Genomic DNA, 15,425 nt, shown 5'->3' with positions numbered 1-15,425 from the left:
GCGAGGAGAGACCGTGGCAACACCGGACGCCCCACCGGCGGACCGCATCGAGGAGCACGACGGCGACGTCACCTATATCCGCACCGACAAGGATCTTCCGCCGGTGGCGATCATCGACCGCTCTCCGATCACCGCCAAACACAAGGCGATCTTCGCGACAGTCGCGGTGCTGGGCGCAGTGGCCTGGGCGGTCATCGCCTTCTTCCGCGGTGAAACCGTCAATGCGGTCTGGTTCGTGATCGCCGCGATCTGCACCTACGTCATCGGCTTCCGGTTCTACGCCCGGTTGATCGAGATGAAGATCGTCCGGCCTCGCGACGACAATGCCACTCCGGCCGAACTTTTCGACAACGGCACGGACTACATGCCGACGGATCGGCGGGTGCTGTTCGGTCATCACTTCGCCGCGATCGCGGGTGCCGGCCCGCTGGTCGGCCCGGTGCTGGCCATGCAGATGGGCTATCTGCCCGGCACGATCTGGATCATCATCGGCGCCGTGGTGGCCGGCTGTGTCCAGGACTACCTGGTGCTGTCCATCTCGGTGCGCCGCCGCGGCCGGTCGCTGGGCCAGATGGCGCGCGACGAGCTCGGCCTGGTCGGCGGTGTCGCGGCGATCGTCGGCGTGCTGGTCATCATGGTGATCCTGCTTGCGGTGCTGGCGCTGGTGGTGGTCAACGCGCTGGCCGAAAGCCCCTGGGGTGTCTTCTCGATCGCGATGACGATCCCGATCGCCATCTTCATGGGCCTGTACCTGCGGTTCTTCCGCCCCGGCCGGGTGTCGGAGGTCTCCCTGATCGGTGTCGTACTGCTGCTGCTCGCGGTGATCGCCGGCGGTTGGGTGGCCGAAACATCCTGGGGCGCCGATTGGTTCACCCTCTCCAAGGTCACCCTGTCGTGGTGCATCATCATCTACGGCCTGGCCGCCTCGGTGCTGCCGGTGTGGTTCCTGCTGGCCCCGCGTGACTATCTGTCGACGTTCATGAAAGTCGGCACCATCGCACTGCTTGCCGTCGGCATCCTGATCGCCCGGCCGGTGATGCAGGCACCCGCGATCTCGCAGTTCGCCACCAGCGGCACCGGCCCGGTGTTCGCCGGCTCGTTGTTCCCGTTCCTGTTCATCACCATCGCCTGCGGTGCTCTGTCGGGCTTTCACGCGCTGATCTCCTCGGGCACCACGCCCAAGCTGCTGGAGAAGGAAAGCCAGATGCGGCTGATCGGCTACGGCGGCATGCTCACCGAGTCCTTCGTCGCGATCATGGCGCTGATCACCGCGGCGATCCTCAACCAGCATCTCTACTTCGCGATCAACGCACCGACAGCCGCTACCGGTACGACGGCACAGACCGCGGCCGACTACGTCAACGGCCTTGGCCTGTCCGGTCAGCCGATCACTGCACAGGAGATCACCGCAGCTGCCGAGGGCGTGGGCGAGCACTCGATCGTGTCGCGGACGGGCGGTGCACCCACCCTGGCGTTCGGCATGTCCGAGGTGCTGCACCAGGTGTTCGGCGGCGAGAGCCTCAAAGCGTTCTGGTACCACTTCGCGATCATGTTCGAGGCGTTGTTCATCCTCACCACGGTCGACGCCGGCACCCGGGTCGCGCGATTCATGTTGTCGGACGGCCTCGGCAATCTCGGTGGGCCGCTGAAGAAGCTGCGCAATCCCAGCTGGCGGGCCGGCGCCTGGGCCTGCAGCGTCATCGTGGTCGCCGCGTGGGGTTCGATCCTGCTGATGGGCGTCACCGACCCGCTGGGCGGTATCAACACCTTGTTCCCGCTGTTCGGCATCGCCAATCAGCTGCTGGCCGCGATCGCATTGACGGTGGTCACGGTGGTGGTGATCAAGCGCGGGCTGGTGAAATGGGCCTGGATTCCGGGTATTCCGCTGCTGTGGGATCTGACGGTGACGATGACGGCATCGTGGCAGAAGATCTTCTCCGCCGACCCGAAAGTCGGTTACTGGAAGCAGCATTCGCAGTACGTCGCCGCCCAGGAGGCCGGCAAGTCGACATTCGGTGCGGCGAAGAACCCCGATCAGATCGACGCGGTCATCCGCAACACCTTCATCCAGGGCACCTTGTCGGTGGTCTTCGCGGTGCTGGTGCTGATCGTGTTCATCGCGGGCGTCGTGATGGCGCTGCAGGCGCTACGTGGAACCGGGCGACCGCTGGCCGTGGATGAGGAGGTGCCCTCGCGCATCTTCGCCCCATCAGGTCTGATCGCCACTTCGGTCGAGAAGGAGGTGCAGAAGCAGTGGGACGCCTTGCCCGGAGCACACGCCAGGCCGCACGCCACATCGGGTGGTACTGGTCAACATTGATGGGCGACAACCACTATCGGCGCTACGTCGCCCATCGGGAGCGCACCCATCCGGGTGACCCGGTGCTGTCCGAGCGGGATTATTGGAAAATGCGGCACCGCAACACGGAGGCCAATCCAGGGGCGCGCTGCTGCTGAACCGCGAATCTGCTGATGGCCTGGCCTGAAGCCGTCACGTCCGGCTAAACTGTCGTCCATACGGTAAGGCCGTCGTGAATGGAGCGCGTTCGTGAACAAAGACGACATGATCCTGATCAGCGTGGACGATCACATCGTCGAACCGCCTGACATGTTCAAGAACCACCTGCCGAAGAAATACGCCGATGAGGCGCCGCGTCTGGTGCACAATCCCGACGGCAGCGACACCTGGCAGTTCCGCGACATCGTCATCCCCAACGTCGCGTTGAATGCGGTCGCCGGCCGGCCCAAGGAGGAGTACGGCCTGGAGCCACAGGGCCTCGACGAGATCCGCAAGGGCTGCTACAACGTCGACGAGCGGGTCAAGGACATGAACGCCGGCGGCATCCTCGGCTCGATCTGCTTCCCGTCCTTCCCCGGTTTCGCCGGCCGCCTGTTCGCCACCGAGGATCCCGAGTTCTCCCTGGCCCTGGTCCAGGCCTACAACGACTGGCACATCGACGAATGGTGTGGTGCCTACCCGGCCCGGTTCATCCCGATGGCACTTCCGGTGATCTGGGACGCCGAGGCGTGCGCCGCCGAGGTCCGCCGGGTGTCGAAGAAGGGTGTGCACGCGCTGACGTTCACCGAAAACCCCGCCGCGATGGGTTACCCGAGTTTCCACGACGACTACTGGACCCCGCTGTGGAAGGCGTTGTGCGACACCGACACCGTGCTCAATGTGCACATCGGATCGTCGGGCAAGCTGGCCATCACCGCCCCGGACGCGCCGCTGGACGTGATGATCACCCTGCAGCCGATGAACATCGTGCAGGCCGCCGCGGATCTGTTGTGGTCCAAGCCCATCAAGGATTACCCGGATCTCAAGATCGGGCTGTCCGAGGGCGGTACGGGCTGGATTCCGTACTTCCTGGAGCGCGTCGACCGCACCTATGAGATGCACTCGACCTGGACGCACCAGAATTTCGGCGGCAAGCTGCCCAGCGAGGTGTTCCGCGAGCACTTCCTGACCTGCTTCATCTCCGATCCGGTCGGCGTCGCGTTGCGCGACAGGATCGGCGTCGACAACATCAGCTGGGAGGCCGACTACCCGCACAGCGACTCGATGTGGCCGGGCGCCCCCGAGGAGCTGTGGGACGTGTTGACCGAGAACAACGTGCCCGATGACGAGATCAACAAGATGACTCACGAGAACGCCATGCGCTGGTACTCGTTCGACCCGTTCACGCACATCTCGCGCGACCAGGCGACGGTTGGCGCGCTGCGCAAAGCCGCTGAGGGTCATGACGTTTCGATCCAGGCGCTGAGCCACCACGAGCAGGGCACCCGCGGTGACGCGCTGCACGCCGCGGCGCGGGGGAACTCGGGGTCGAGCTAGTCGACACCGGGTCCGACCCGCGAGGCGTACCTTTCATACCGACCCGCCAAGTGGTTCCCACGAGGGTCAGGAGGGAAGGTGCATCGCATGCTCGATCCACCCCCGGGGTACCACACGGTCACGCCCCGCATGGTTGTCGGCGACGTCGCGGTAGCGGTGAATTTCCTGCGGACAGTCTTCGGTGCCACCGGCGAGGTCCATCCTGATCGCCCTGCCGAGATGCGCATCGGCGATTCACTGGTCATGGTCACCTCGGTCGGCGAGCGCGGGCTGTTCCCCGCCTTCCTCTACATCTACGTCGACGACGCGGACCGCGCCTATCAGCGGGCCCTCACCGCCGGCGCGACGAGCATCGAAACACCGCGCGACACCCCGTACGGCGACCGGCGTGCCATGGTGGCCGACCCGCAGGGCAATCTCTTTCAGATCGCCCATCGCAGAGCCGGGTGATGCTCGGCGCCCTACCGCAGCGAGTAGCGCACGGGCAGGTGCTTGAGCCCGCCGACGAACGTAGTGGCCATGTGCTGCGGTGCGCCGGTGAGCTCCGCGGAGCGCAACCGCGGTAGCAGCTCGCAGAAGAAGCTGTTGATCTCCATCCGGGCCAGTGCGGCACCGAGGCAGAAATGCACACCGTAGCCGAACGAGATGTGTCTGTTGGGATCTCGACCGACGTCGAAGCGGAACGGATCGACGAAGACATCCTCGTCGCGGTTACCCGAGACATAGGACAGCAGCACCGACTCGCCCTTCGCAACGCGTACACCGCGAATCTCGTAGTCCTGCTGCGCGGTACGCATGAACTCCTTGACCGGTGTCGACCACCGGACCATCTCCTCGACCGCCAGCGGCATCAGACTCATGTCATTCTGCAGCCGGGCCAGTTGGTCGGGATTCTGCAGCAGCGCGTGCATGCCGCCAGAAATGCTGGCACTGCTGGTGTCATGGCCGGCCGCGGCGATGATCGCGTAATAGGAAACCGTGTCGATATCGGACAGCGGCTCCCCATCCAGGGTGGCGTTGGCGATCGTCGAAGCCAAGTCGTCGGTCGGATTCGCCCGACGCGATGCAGTCAGTTCGGTGAAGTACTGAAACATCTCGAGCAGCGCCATGCCCTGCTCTTCCATGCTGGTGCCGCGCTTGAACTCGTCGTCGTCGCTGCCGAACAGCTCCTGGGTGAGCTTGAGCATGAACGCAAAGTCGGACTCGGGCACACCGAGCAGCGTCATGATCATGTACAGCGGATAGTTCACGGCGACCTGCTGCACGAAATCGCATTCCGGCCCCTCATCGACCATTCTGTCGACGAACTGCTTGGCCAGTTCATCGGCGCGATCCTTCAACGCGCGCATGGCCTTTGGCCGAAACCAGTTGGCACCGATGGCCCGCAGGTCGCGGTGCAGAGGGTCGTCCGTGTGGATCAGCGTCCGGATTCCGATGGCGGCCTGCTGCTCGTCACCCTCGCGGGTGACCAGTACCGGGCGGGGAGAGTTGGTGAAGATGTCGTTGGCACGCTCGATCTCCATGATGTCTGCGTGCTTGGTGATCGCCCAGAACGGGGCATACTCGGGCACCTCGACCCAGGAAACCGGGGCGTTGGCCCGCAGGTGGGCCAGGTCCGCATGGATTGTCGCCTCGTCGGTATAGGCCGACGGGTTGGCGAACATCTTGGCGACATCGTCGATCGTGCGGACGGTCATACGTTGCTCCTCACTGGCGGGCATTCGCGAAACTCCTGCAACACCGCGTTCACGGTTTCCGGGGATACAGCGGCGGGAAAGCCTGGAAGCACGCGGTCGATGACGCCGTCACAACGGCGCCGCAATGCCTCGGCAAGCTCTGGGATCGGGGCGACCACGGCGAAGGTGCCGAGCACTTCGTCGTCGATGAGCTCGCCCATCGCGTCCCACTCCCCGGCGAGCGACAGCCGGTGCAGGTCGGTATGCAGATCGCCCCAGCCGTGCAGCTCCAGGACTTTGCGGTAGGCCGGTGTCGAGCCGTAGAACGCGAGCTGTTTGCGGGTTGCGACCGACGCCGCGGCCATCTCCTGTTCGTCGGCACCGGTGACCAGGAAGACCGGGCAGGACAATTCGAAGTCGTCACGGTCGCGCCCGCTGCGGTCCATGCCCCGCTGCAGCGCGACCGTGGTCACCTCGTCCAGATATCGCCGGGTGGTGAACGCATGGGCCAGCAGCCCGTCGGCCACCTCACCGCACACCTCGGTCATCAGTTCACCCACCGCGGCCAGGAACACCTTCGGAAACGGCAGCGTCGACGGCTCCGGGGTGAACATCGGAGTCATGATCTTGTGGGTGTAGAACTCCCCCTCGAACCGCAGCTTGGTCCCATCGCGCCAGCAGCCCCAAATCGCATGCAGCGCTTCGATGTACTCGCGCATGCGGCGGGCCGGATGACTCCACGGCATGCTGAACCGCTTCTCGATGTGCGGCTGGATCTGGGTGCCCAATCCGAGAATGAAACGTCCTCCCGAATAGGTCTGCAGATCCCAACCCAGCTGGGCCATGCTCATCGGATTGCGCGCGAAGGCCACCGCGATGCTGGTTCCGATCTGGATCCGGTCGGTGTGCTCGGCCGCGATCGCCAAGGGCAGGAACGGGTCGTGGTTGATCTCGCCCGTCCAGCACCCGTCATAACCGCTCGCCTCGAGCTCACGGGCGATATCCGGGACATCGGCCAACCGGCTGGGGACGCCTCGGTCGACTTTGACAACGCGCGGAACGGGGTCACTCATCGGCGACGCATTCCTTTGCCAGCGTGTTTCACCATGCGCAAAGCGACCACCTGATCGACGCTACAGTAAGCAATTCAGTATGGTCAACGGCGGTAGGCTTGTGCACCCAAGCGCGAACGCTCGACAAAAGGACGGCGGCATGACGAACGACCCGGAGTGGAAGGAAACTCTCGAGGACCTTGCTCGTCGGCGTGAACACACCCATGGCATGGGCGGTCCCGATCGGTTGGCCAAACACCACGGCAAGGGCAAGCTCGACGCCCGTGCGCGGATCGCGCGCCTGCTGGATCCCGGCACCTTTCAGGAGTTCGGGACGCTGGTCGGCGGCGACATCGCCGCCGATGGCCTCGTCGCGGGGGCGGGCCGTATCGACGGCACACCGGTGATGGTGGGCGCCGAGGATTTCACCACCCTGGCCGGCAGTATCGGCCCGGGCGGCAACGCCAAGCGGTACCGGCTCGCCGAGTTGGCGCTTCGCAACAAGATTCCGCTCGTGATGCTGTTGGAGGGCGCAGGTTTTCGCCCCAGCGGTGAGCACTACGGGCGCACGCCGACCGATCTGATCGCCCAGGCGAGATGTTCGGGAAAGGTGCCCACGGTATCGGCGATCCTCGGCCCGTCTGCCGGCCACGGTGCCCTGGTGGCCCCGGTGTGCGACTTCAGCATCATGAGCCGTCAGGGAGCGATCTTCACTGCCGGCCCGCCGGTGGTGAAAGAGTCGACCGGAGAGGATATTTCGAAGGAGGATCTGGGCGGCCCCAACGTGGCATTGGCCAGCGGCGTCATTCACAACTACGCCGAGGACGACGAGACGGTCATCGACGACATCCGGCGCTACCTCTCCTACTTCCCGTCCAGCGCATGGTCGTATCCGCCGACCCGGCTTGCCGACGACACCGCAGACCCGAGACTCACCCCGGAAATTCTCGACATCGTGTCCCGCGACAACCGCCAGATCTACGACATCCGTGCGGTGATCGACGAGATCTTCGACCGGCCCGACTGGTTCGAGGTGCAACCCAAGTTCGGTCGCGCGATAATCTGTGCGCTAGCTCATCTGGGCGGCTATCCGGTCGCGGTGGTGGCCAACCAGCCACAGGTGATGGCCGGTTCGATCGATGCCGACGCCGCCGACAAGGCAGCGCATTTCATCACCGTGGCCGACTCATTCCATCTGCCGATAGTATTCCTTGCCGACAATCCCGGAATGCTGCCGGGCAGCCAATCCGAACGCAGCGGCGTGCTGCGCAGTGGGGCACGCATGTTCGCCGCCCAGACCGCCGCCACCACTCTCAAATTGCACGTGACGTTGCGCAAGGCCTTCGGGTTCGGGTCAATGGTGATGTCGCTACTGGGGTTTGACGATCAGGTGGCGACATTCGCCTATCCCGGAGCCACGATGGGCGCGATGGGCGCGGCCGCACTCAGCGCCGCCACCCACGCCGGCGAGGACTACACCGAGGTGCTCAAGCGGATGGAACTGGAGGCGTCCTTCCGGTCGGCGGGTCACCTCGGTTTCGACGAGCTGATCTCCCCCGAAGAAACCCGCAACGCCCTGCTGACGACGCTGCAGCACGGCATCTTCAGCCGCCAGGCGGTCGCCGAACCAGTGTCGCGCACCGTGATCACGCCCTAGCCCTCCACCGCGCCGCGGCGTCTCAGGATGCCAGCACCTGATCGTCGAGTGATTCCAGCTCCTGCTGGGCGCGGTCGATGTCAGGTGAGCGGTACTGAACCTCGGGGATGGCGGCGAGTCGCGATGCGGCGATTGAGGTGGGCTGCTGGGTGTCGCACCCAGCAGCCCACCTCGCTCGGGAGCAGTAGCGTTATGACACCTTGGTCGACCGGTACTCGGCGACGATCGGCTCGAGCTCGTCGGGGGTGGCCCCGTGCATGATCACCGCGTCGGCGCCGTAGTCGAACTCCTTGCGGATGCGGTCCACACAATGACGTGCCGATCCGGTGGCCGACGGTTCCAGCCACTCGTCGGGGATCAGGGTCGCGATGTGTTCGATCTGCTCGGCACTCGCCTTGTGGTCGATACCGCCCGGAATCGACGTGACGACAGCGTCTTCCCGGAAGCGTTGCAGCACAGCCGGATCCCAATTGTTCGTGCTCACCAGCAGGTCGCCATAGCCCTGCAGGTAGGTGGCGAGCCGAGCCACGGTCTTCTTGAGCCGCAGTTCCTCGGGCAGGTGGTCGCCCACGGTGGCAAAGCACGACCAGACCCGCACGCTGGCGGGGTCGCGGCCGGCCTGCTCGGCGGCTTCCTTGACCGTCTTCACCGCGCGTTGCAGCGTCTCGGGGGTGAAGTAGGTGTGCAGGATGACGTCATCGAACTCCCGCCCGCCCAACGCCAGCGTCTTCGGTCCGAAGGCCACGATCGCCAGGCGGATGTCCTCGTTGAAGTCCGGGTCGAGAAACAGCACCTGGTACTTGCCGATCGGGCCGTCGTGGTTGAAGACCACCTCGCCGTGCCACAGTCTGCGCATGACCTGCGCGAAGTCCTCCATCTGCGCGGTGGTCACCGCGGGTACCCCGAATGCGTTGTACATGGCCGCAACGCCGCGACCGATGCCCAAGGTAAATCGGCCACGTGACAGCCGGTGCATCGTGGTGGCCCATGACCCGGTGATCAGCGGGTGGCGGGTATTGTGATTGGTTGCCGCCGTCGCGATCTGCATGCGTTCGGTCACCGCGCAGGCGGCGCCGACCAGCGAGGATGCTTCCTTGACGTTCCACCGCTCGGAGATGAACGCGGTACCGAAGCCGAGTTCCTCGCCGCGGCGCGCCTCGTCCATCAGCGTGGCCGGGCCTTCACCGCCGGCGCCGGCCAACAGGTAGTAGCCAAGTTCGTCGAGAACCACTTCGCTCATGCCCAAACTCCTTGTTTGTAACCACAGTTCCACACCTCGGTGATGCGACCGTCGACCACGCGGAAGATCTCCATGCTGCTGACGGTCATGGCGTTGCCGTCCGGGAACGTCATCGGGGATTCGTACACGATCGCGACGTGCTCAGCGTCGTCACCAGCGACGATCAGGTTCAGGTCGAACCGGATCGTCTCGAACATCGCCCAGTGGTCGATCACCCGGTTCACCGCCTCTTCATGGGTGAGCACGTTGACCTCGCCCACATCGTGACGGGTGACTGTGTCCCCCAACAGTTCATCGGCGAGGGCGAAGTCCTTCTCGTTCCAGACCACCCAGTTGTACTGCTCCACGACTTCACGCGCCGTCCTCATGAAAACTCCTCCAAGGCGTCGATGTCCTCGATGGCCGCGACGGCGCGGTCGATGAGCGTCAGACACAGCTGCCGGGACCGCTCCGGTGCGACGTCCCAGGTGAGCAGCGCCACCACCGGCATGTACATCAGCAGGGCGGTCGCAAAGCGATAGTGCCGCCAGGCCGCATCGAACGAATACCCCTCGACCTGACTGACATACTCGCGCAGCAACTCCGCGTCGTGGCCGCGGCGGACCTCGGTGGGCAGGCCCTGGCTGATGAGATACGCGATATCGGCCGCACCCGCACCGCGGACCGTCAGCTGGAAGTCGACCACCTTCAGCGCATCGTCGCGAAAGAACATGTTGTCAGCTCGAATATCTCCGTGCAGCAACATGTTCCGGTCCGAGAGCGCAGACAGCGCGGCGGGTGCGAGATCGGCGAACCGCTCAGCGAAATGCGCCACCGCCGGCGAAACCGTCCGGCCGGTATGGTCTCGGTAGAGCTGCCACCCGGCCGCAAATGCCGGCAGGAACAGGTCGCGCGTCAACGAGCTGTCGATGCTCGGGAATTCCTGCAGTACAGCATCATCGACACCTGTCGACCATGTGTGCAGCCCGGCCAACTGTTCGATACCGAGCCGGGCGCGCGGGAGCGACAGCCCGGCCAGGTGGTCGGCGTTCTCCCAGTCCCGCAGATCTTCGAGGACGAGCACGAAGTCGGGACCGGACATCCGGGCGACATGGCAGCGCGGCGTGGCAATAGGAGATTCCGACGCGACATGCCGGTAGAAGTACAGCTCGCGCTGGTAGCCGCCGAGCATCTCCATCCCGCCACGCGCCAGTGAGTCCGCGGGCAGTTTGACGATCAAAGTCTCTGGCACATCATCGGATCCGCTCAGATGGATCCGGTACAGCGCTGCGGAGAAACCGGTGTCCAAAGCGATCCGCTCCGCTCGAACCGCCGTCACCTGTGCGCCCAGCGCCTCGGTCAACCAGGGCGCGGTGACCTCATCGATGCCGGTGGGTACCGGCCCAGAGAAAGGCACTGCGACTGATGTCATCGTTGACCTCCGCACAGAAATTTGACGCTGAACAACTAAGTTAGTTGTCGACCGTCTAATATGCAAGGGTGCCTTCCCCAGCTCAGGGCCTCACCCAGCCGCAACGCGTCGAGCAGTCCTCGCGCCGGCTGCTGCAGGCTGCCGCTGAGTTGATCGTTGAAAAGGGCTGGGAAGCAACGACTGCCGCCGAGATCGGCCGACGGGCCGGGTACAGCCGGGCCATGGTGCACGCCCGCTACGGCAACAAGGACGCCATCCTCGATGCCTTCCAGGATGTGTACGTGGCGCGTCTGAACCCCGACCCTGAACCGGGCGCCACCGGACTGCAGCAGGTACTGGCACATTTCGACCGCGTGCAGGAGATTCACGCCGAGGATGCCGCGGTGACCAGGGCCATGTTCGTATCGGCATTCGAGGCCGTGAAGACCACCTCGCCACTGCGCGACGGCGTGCGCACCCAGTTGGCGGGGGCAGCCGTCAAGATCGAGGCGGGCCTGCGCACCGGTATCGCCGACGGTTCTCTGCGGGCCGACATCGATGTCGACATGGCGCTGCGGGACATCACCGGGTCCATCTTCGGGATCGCTTTCCAGTGGGTGGTCCTGCCCGAGGACCACGATCTCGACCACGAGATCAACTGTGTGCGGGCCCGGATCACCTCAAGCTACGGTCGTTAAGAACCGCTCGGTCTCATCCTGTACCGCACCGGAAAACAGGTGTCCGACATGGCTGCCGTCGTGCCAGTAGAGCTCGCCGCCCCACTGCTCATGCATGGCCAGCGCCGAACTGCGCAGCGCCATCCGGTCATGCCAGGCACCGACGATGAGGCGACGCTCGGCGCGCGGCCGGGTGCGCAGCGGGTCGATCACCGAGGTCATCGCCGCGACTGTGGTCGACTGCAACTCTCGCGCCGACTGCTGTCCGGCTGCTCCCCAGCGTCCCAGGTGCATTCCGATCATCGTGTTGAGCCCGAGAATGGGGGTGTAGACCGCCACCGCCCCGACCCTTTCGTCCAGATGTGACACCAGCGCCGCCACCGCACTGCCCAGTGACAGACCGGCTACCGCGATCGACGACGCCTGTGGTTCCAGCCAGCCGATCAACGCCCGCACCTCTGACACCGCCCGCATCATGCCGGCGACATTGGCCAGCGGATCGCGGGCGGGATATTCGGGCCGGCAACCGCGCCGAGCACCGTGCCCGGGCTGCACCGGCAACGCCACGTTGAATCCGAGTTCGCGCAGGCGTCGGACCCGGGCGACCAGCAGATCCATCGGATCGCCCTGACCGGCCCCATGCACCCAGATCAGCCAGGGCCGGGTGTCGTCGCCGCACCGATACAACCGCACCCTGGCCGTGGCAACCCCGCCGTGACCGTCGGCCAGCACTGAGGCCGGCAGCGCGGGTTCGTGTTCGAAGACCAACTCATCGAACGTCAGCGCGCCGAACCGGCGTGGCCGGATGTGTTTGACCTGCAGAGCATCCGGGCGCGAATGCGCCGCATCGATACCGAGCGCGCCAAGTTCGTCGGACGCCCGCTGATACTCGCCCAGTGGTCGCGGGAGTTGCGGCGGTGGGCCGGTCAGCGTCATACCGGTGACCACGAGCTCGTCGAGGGCGACCTCGCCGAGCTGACGTAGACCGGTGAAGGAAAGCGGATTCCAATCCCCCGCGCCTGCCATAGCGCCCACCGAGCGCGGCACCACGCCGCCTAGCTCCCACGCTATCCGGGTCGCCCTAAGCAATGATGAATCCCGGGTAGCCGTCAGCGGCGATCTCGTCACAGCGGCGACGGTACTCGGGTATGCCCGCGGTGTATCCGAGGTACATCCTCTTCTTGCCGGGCACATTGCCGCCGTTGTACCAGGAGTTGCAGCTCGGGTGCACCAACACAGTGGGCGCCACGAGCGCCGTGGTGTGCTCGACCCATTCGGCCTGCGCCTGCCGCGCAGCCTCGATGCTCGAGTACCCACCGGCTCTCAGGTACGCGATGCAGTCCGCGATCCACTCGACGTGTTGCTCCAGGGCGGCCACGAAATTCGTTGCTGCCGAGGGACTTCCCGGTCCCTGAATCGTGAACAGATTCGGGAACCCGGCCACCGCCAAGCCCAGGTAGGACAGCGCGCCTTCCTTGGACCAGTACTCCCCCAGCACCACTCCGTCCCGGCCCCGCACATCGATCCGGCTCAACGCGCCGGTCATGGCGTCGAACCCGGTCGCATACACGATCACGTCGAGGTCGAAATCGCCTTGCTCGGTGGAAATCCCGGTCGCCGTCACCTCACGGATGGCACCCTTGCGCAGGTCGACAAGGGTGACGTTGTCGCGGTTATATGTTTCGTAGTAGCCCTGGTCGATGATCGGCCGCTTGCAGGCAAACGGGTGGCTGGGCGTGAGCGACGCCGCCGTGTGCGGGTCGGTGACGATGCGGGCCACGGCTTGTCCGTACAGCTCGGTGGCCATCCGGTTGGCGTCGATGTCGAAGAAGACATCGCCCCAATTCAGCGCACCCATGACACCGTCCTCCTCGACGGCGCGCCGTTTCTCCTCGGGCGATGCCGATTTCACCGGCGGCCGCACCAGCATCTCCAGCAGCACCGAGAATGCACTGAGCCGCGCCGCCCCGACCGGGTGTTCCCGCTGCGCAGCCCGGATGCTCGCGTAGTCAGCCTTGAGTGCGTCGAGTTCCCCGGGTTCGAAAGGCCGGACCTGCCACGGCAGGGTGAACGCCGGGGACCGCTGGAACACCGTGAGGTGTTCGCACTGCCCGGCCACCACCGGGATCAGCTGCACACCGGTGGAGCCGGTACCGATCACCCCGATCCGCTTGCCGGTGAGGTCGACACCCTCGCGGGGCCAGCGGCTGGTGAAGAGCGACGTGCCAGTGAATCGGGACGCCCCGGGAATGTCGGGTTCCAGTGGCACCGAAAGGATTCCGGTGGCGGCCACCACGAAAGGGGTGTGCAGTGTCTGACCATCGGCGGTGGTGACGGCCCATTGGGAGGTGCCCTCGTCGAACGTCATCGTCACGACCTCGGAACCGAATGCGATATCACGGCGCAGGTCGAGTCGGTCGGCGACGAAGTTCAGATATGCCTCGATCTCGGGTTGCGCGGGCATCGTCTCGGTCCAGACCCACTCCTGCTGGATCTCATCGCTGAAGCTGTAGGAGTATTCGATGCTCTCAATGTCGCAGCGAGCACCCGGATACCGATTGACCAGCCAGGTGCCGCCGACGGCCTCGGCCTTCTCCAGAACCCGCACCCGCAGGCCCTGCTCGCGCAGCCGGTGCAGCGCGTACAAGCCGGAGAATCCTGCACCCACGACGATCGCATCGAAATCGGTATCGCTCACAAGTCGATGACCTTCTCGTTGCGGCTCTTGCGGTCGATGTAGAACTGCGCGGCCCGGCCGATCGATTCGGCGGTGGGTGCCGGTTTCCAGCCCAGATCGCGAGTGGCCTTGCCATGGTCGGCCGGCGAGGTCAGCCACATCAGCCGCGCGGCCGTGAGGTTCATCGGAAAGTCGGTGCCGAACAACCGATTCGATATGCCGGCAAACCATCCGAAGACATACAACGGGGCCATCGGGATTCCGAATCGCGGTGGTCGCGCGCCCACTGCCTCCGCGGCGGTGGTGAACATCTCCCGCTGAGACATATAGCCCTCGGACACGATGTAGCGTTCACCGATCCGGCCGTGCTCGGCGGCCCGGATGAGCGCATCGGCTGCGTCGTCTATCCCAACCACCTCCGAGCCGACGCCGCGCACATACACGGGCAACTTGCCGAACGCAGCCATCGCGACGAGCGCACCCTGTCTCGGCTGCCAGTCCGGCGGTCCGTACGGGTTGGACACGCACATCGCCACAGCGGGCAGTCCGCGTTCCCTGGCGTAGGACAGCACCAGACGTTCGGCCTGGCGTCGGGATTCGATGTACGGCCCGCCCTTGCCGGCCCAGTTGAACGGGGTGTCCTCATCGACGGTCGCGCCGTCGTCACCGACGGCGATCGTCCCGATGGTGCTGAGAAAGACGAACCGCTGCAGGTCGGCATTCGCCGCGACGTCGAGGACATTCCGCAGGCCCTCGACGTTGGTGGAGAACAGTGGTGCCGGGTCGGCCAGGTGGGCGCGGGTGTCGACGACGCAATAGAACACCACGTCCCGGCCGGACATCGCCGCCGCCACCGCATCGGTGTCGAAGATGTCGCCGTAACACCGTTCAACGTCGAGACCGTCGATGCCCTTGGTCGAACTACTCCGCCGCAGCAGCACCCGCACATCGTCGCCCCGCTCGACGAGTTGACGGGTGACACAGGCTCCTACGTTTCCGCTTGCGCCCATGACGAGTACTTTTCGCCGGCGATCCATCGCTACTCCATCCCAGTTGACGACCAACGATGGATGTTACGGTAACGCTTTCAGTAGCGCCTCGAAAACGATGAGATCGATGGATCTTGCCGCAAGACACGGCATCTCGGAATCACGTTTGTAGCGCTGCGGCGGTGAGCACCCCGATTTTTCGCCACAGCGCTACGCGCGCGGGCAGCTCAGC

Annotated in this window: 14 protein-coding genes; 6 read left to right on the top strand and 8 right to left on the bottom strand. The window is 65.1% G+C overall.

Annotated elements, in window-relative coordinates:
- Positions 1-13 precede the first annotated feature (13 nt).
- The 4 genes from ACZYZ7_RS00140 (at position 14) to ACZYZ7_RS00125 (ending at position 4,285) form a co-directional block, all read left to right on the top strand.
- Complete coding sequence (locus ACZYZ7_RS00140; protein ID WP_135453478.1) at positions 14-2,320, top strand: carbon starvation CstA family protein; 2,307 nt, start codon at positions 14-16, stop codon at positions 2,318-2,320.
- Positions 2,320-2,457 carry a YbdD/YjiX family protein gene (locus ACZYZ7_RS00135; RefSeq protein WP_463740007.1) on the top strand — a complete coding sequence of 46 codons (138 nt, stop codon included), beginning with the start codon at positions 2,320-2,322 and terminating at the stop codon, positions 2,455-2,457. Before ACZYZ7_RS00140 ends, ACZYZ7_RS00135 begins: the two co-directional genes overlap by 1 nt.
- Before the next feature lie 91 nt (positions 2,458-2,548).
- Positions 2,549-3,835 carry an amidohydrolase family protein gene (locus tag ACZYZ7_RS00130; protein WP_135453476.1) on the top strand — a complete coding sequence of 429 codons (1,287 nt, stop codon included), beginning with the start codon at positions 2,549-2,551 and terminating at the stop codon, positions 3,833-3,835.
- An 87-nt stretch (positions 3,836-3,922) separates the two neighbouring features.
- Positions 3,923-4,285 carry a VOC family protein gene (locus ACZYZ7_RS00125; protein WP_463740006.1) on the top strand — a complete coding sequence of 121 codons (363 nt, stop codon included), beginning with the start codon at positions 3,923-3,925 and terminating at the stop codon, positions 4,283-4,285.
- Between the two features lie 11 nt (positions 4,286-4,296).
- Here the strand turns inward: ACZYZ7_RS00125 and ACZYZ7_RS00120 are convergent, their stop codons facing one another.
- Both ACZYZ7_RS00120 and ACZYZ7_RS00115 read right to left on the bottom strand, forming a co-directional pair.
- Entirely contained in the window at positions 4,297-5,532 is a 1,236-nt protein-coding gene (locus ACZYZ7_RS00120; RefSeq protein ID WP_463740005.1) for a cytochrome P450, read from the bottom strand.
- Entirely contained in the window at positions 5,529-6,584 is a 1,056-nt protein-coding gene (locus tag ACZYZ7_RS00115; RefSeq protein WP_463740004.1) for an LLM class F420-dependent oxidoreductase, read from the bottom strand. Before ACZYZ7_RS00115 ends, ACZYZ7_RS00120 begins: the two co-directional genes overlap by 4 nt.
- Positions 6,585-6,723: 139 nt before the next feature.
- On the opposite strand from ACZYZ7_RS00115, the gene ACZYZ7_RS00110 reads away from it, so the two are divergent.
- Positions 6,724-8,220: an acyl-CoA carboxylase subunit beta gene (locus ACZYZ7_RS00110; RefSeq protein ID WP_450068640.1), complete on the top strand. Its 1,497-nt coding sequence runs from the start codon at positions 6,724-6,726 to the stop codon at positions 8,218-8,220.
- 190 nt (positions 8,221-8,410) lie between these two features.
- Here the strand turns inward: ACZYZ7_RS00110 and ACZYZ7_RS00105 are convergent, their stop codons facing one another.
- Genes ACZYZ7_RS00105 through ACZYZ7_RS00095 form a run of 3 tightly spaced genes read right to left on the bottom strand, consistent with a single transcriptional unit; the run spans position 8,411 to position 10,871 of the window.
- A complete protein-coding gene (locus ACZYZ7_RS00105; RefSeq protein WP_463740003.1) occupies positions 8,411-9,460 on the bottom strand; it encodes a TIGR03857 family LLM class F420-dependent oxidoreductase in 1,050 nt (349 codons plus the stop codon).
- Positions 9,457-9,828 (bottom strand): nuclear transport factor 2 family protein, encoded by a 372-nt coding sequence (locus ACZYZ7_RS00100; protein WP_135453470.1) that lies wholly within the window; start codon positions 9,826-9,828, stop codon positions 9,457-9,459. The genes ACZYZ7_RS00105 and ACZYZ7_RS00100 overlap by 4 nt, the downstream gene beginning before the upstream one ends.
- Positions 9,825-10,871, bottom strand: a complete 1,047-nt coding sequence (locus ACZYZ7_RS00095) for a phosphotransferase (RefSeq protein WP_463740002.1) — start codon at positions 10,869-10,871, stop codon at positions 9,825-9,827. Before ACZYZ7_RS00095 ends, ACZYZ7_RS00100 begins: the two co-directional genes overlap by 4 nt.
- 68 nt (positions 10,872-10,939) lie before the next feature.
- Here ACZYZ7_RS00095 and ACZYZ7_RS00090 point away from each other — a divergent pair, with 68 nt between their 5' ends.
- The gene (locus ACZYZ7_RS00090; RefSeq protein WP_463740001.1) at positions 10,940-11,548 is read left to right on the top strand and encodes a TetR/AcrR family transcriptional regulator; all 609 of its coding nucleotides are present in this window, start codon (positions 10,940-10,942) and stop codon (positions 11,546-11,548) included.
- On the opposite strand, the gene ACZYZ7_RS00085 is transcribed toward ACZYZ7_RS00090, so the two are convergent.
- From ACZYZ7_RS00085 to ACZYZ7_RS00075, 3 genes are read right to left on the bottom strand one after another with little or no spacing between them, the layout of a single operon-like run.
- Positions 11,531-12,553 carry an alpha/beta hydrolase gene (locus ACZYZ7_RS00085; RefSeq protein WP_463740000.1) on the bottom strand — a complete coding sequence of 341 codons (1,023 nt, stop codon included), beginning with the start codon at positions 12,551-12,553 and terminating at the stop codon, positions 11,531-11,533. The two genes, ACZYZ7_RS00090 and ACZYZ7_RS00085, sit on opposite strands and share 18 nt — an antisense overlap.
- A 55-nt stretch (positions 12,554-12,608) precedes the next feature.
- Positions 12,609-14,225 (bottom strand): flavin-containing monooxygenase, encoded by a 1,617-nt coding sequence (locus ACZYZ7_RS00080; RefSeq protein ID WP_463739999.1) that lies wholly within the window; start codon positions 14,223-14,225, stop codon positions 12,609-12,611.
- The gene (locus ACZYZ7_RS00075; RefSeq protein ID WP_463739998.1) at positions 14,222-15,241 is read right to left on the bottom strand and encodes an NAD-dependent epimerase/dehydratase family protein; all 1,020 of its coding nucleotides are present in this window, start codon (positions 15,239-15,241) and stop codon (positions 14,222-14,224) included. Before ACZYZ7_RS00075 ends, ACZYZ7_RS00080 begins: the two co-directional genes overlap by 4 nt.
- Positions 15,242-15,425 lie beyond the last annotated feature (184 nt).

The sequence above is a fragment of the Mycobacterium sp. IDUB_17 genome, from assembly GCF_055419465.1.
This window is presented reverse-complemented; position numbering and strand designations above follow the sequence as displayed.

Bases quoted from the DNA above. Each gene is read 5' to 3' on its own strand.
- ACZYZ7_RS00135 (WP_463740007.1), top strand. From the start codon at position 2,320: ATGGGCGACAACCACTATCGGCGCTACGTCGCCCATCGGGAGCGCACC.
- ACZYZ7_RS00125 (WP_463740006.1), top strand. From the start codon at position 3,923: ATGCTCGATCCACCCCCGGGGTACCACACGGTCACGCCCCGCATGGTT.
- ACZYZ7_RS00120 (WP_463740005.1), bottom strand. From the start codon at position 5,532: ATGACCGTCCGCACGATCGACGATGTCGCCAAGATGTTCGCCAACCCG.
- ACZYZ7_RS00115 (WP_463740004.1), bottom strand. From the start codon at position 6,584: ATGAGTGACCCCGTTCCGCGCGTTGTCAAAGTCGACCGAGGCGTCCCC.
- ACZYZ7_RS00110 (WP_450068640.1), top strand. From the start codon at position 6,724: ATGACGAACGACCCGGAGTGGAAGGAAACTCTCGAGGACCTTGCTCGT.
- ACZYZ7_RS00105 (WP_463740003.1), bottom strand. From the start codon at position 9,460: ATGAGCGAAGTGGTTCTCGACGAACTTGGCTACTACCTGTTGGCCGGC.
- ACZYZ7_RS00100 (WP_135453470.1), bottom strand. From the start codon at position 9,828: ATGAGGACGGCGCGTGAAGTCGTGGAGCAGTACAACTGGGTGGTCTGG.
- ACZYZ7_RS00095 (WP_463740002.1), bottom strand. From the start codon at position 10,871: ATGACATCAGTCGCAGTGCCTTTCTCTGGGCCGGTACCCACCGGCATC.
- ACZYZ7_RS00085 (WP_463740000.1), bottom strand. From the start codon at position 12,553: ATGGCAGGCGCGGGGGATTGGAATCCGCTTTCCTTCACCGGTCTACGT.
- ACZYZ7_RS00075 (WP_463739998.1), bottom strand. From the start codon at position 15,241: ATGGATCGCCGGCGAAAAGTACTCGTCATGGGCGCAAGCGGAAACGTA.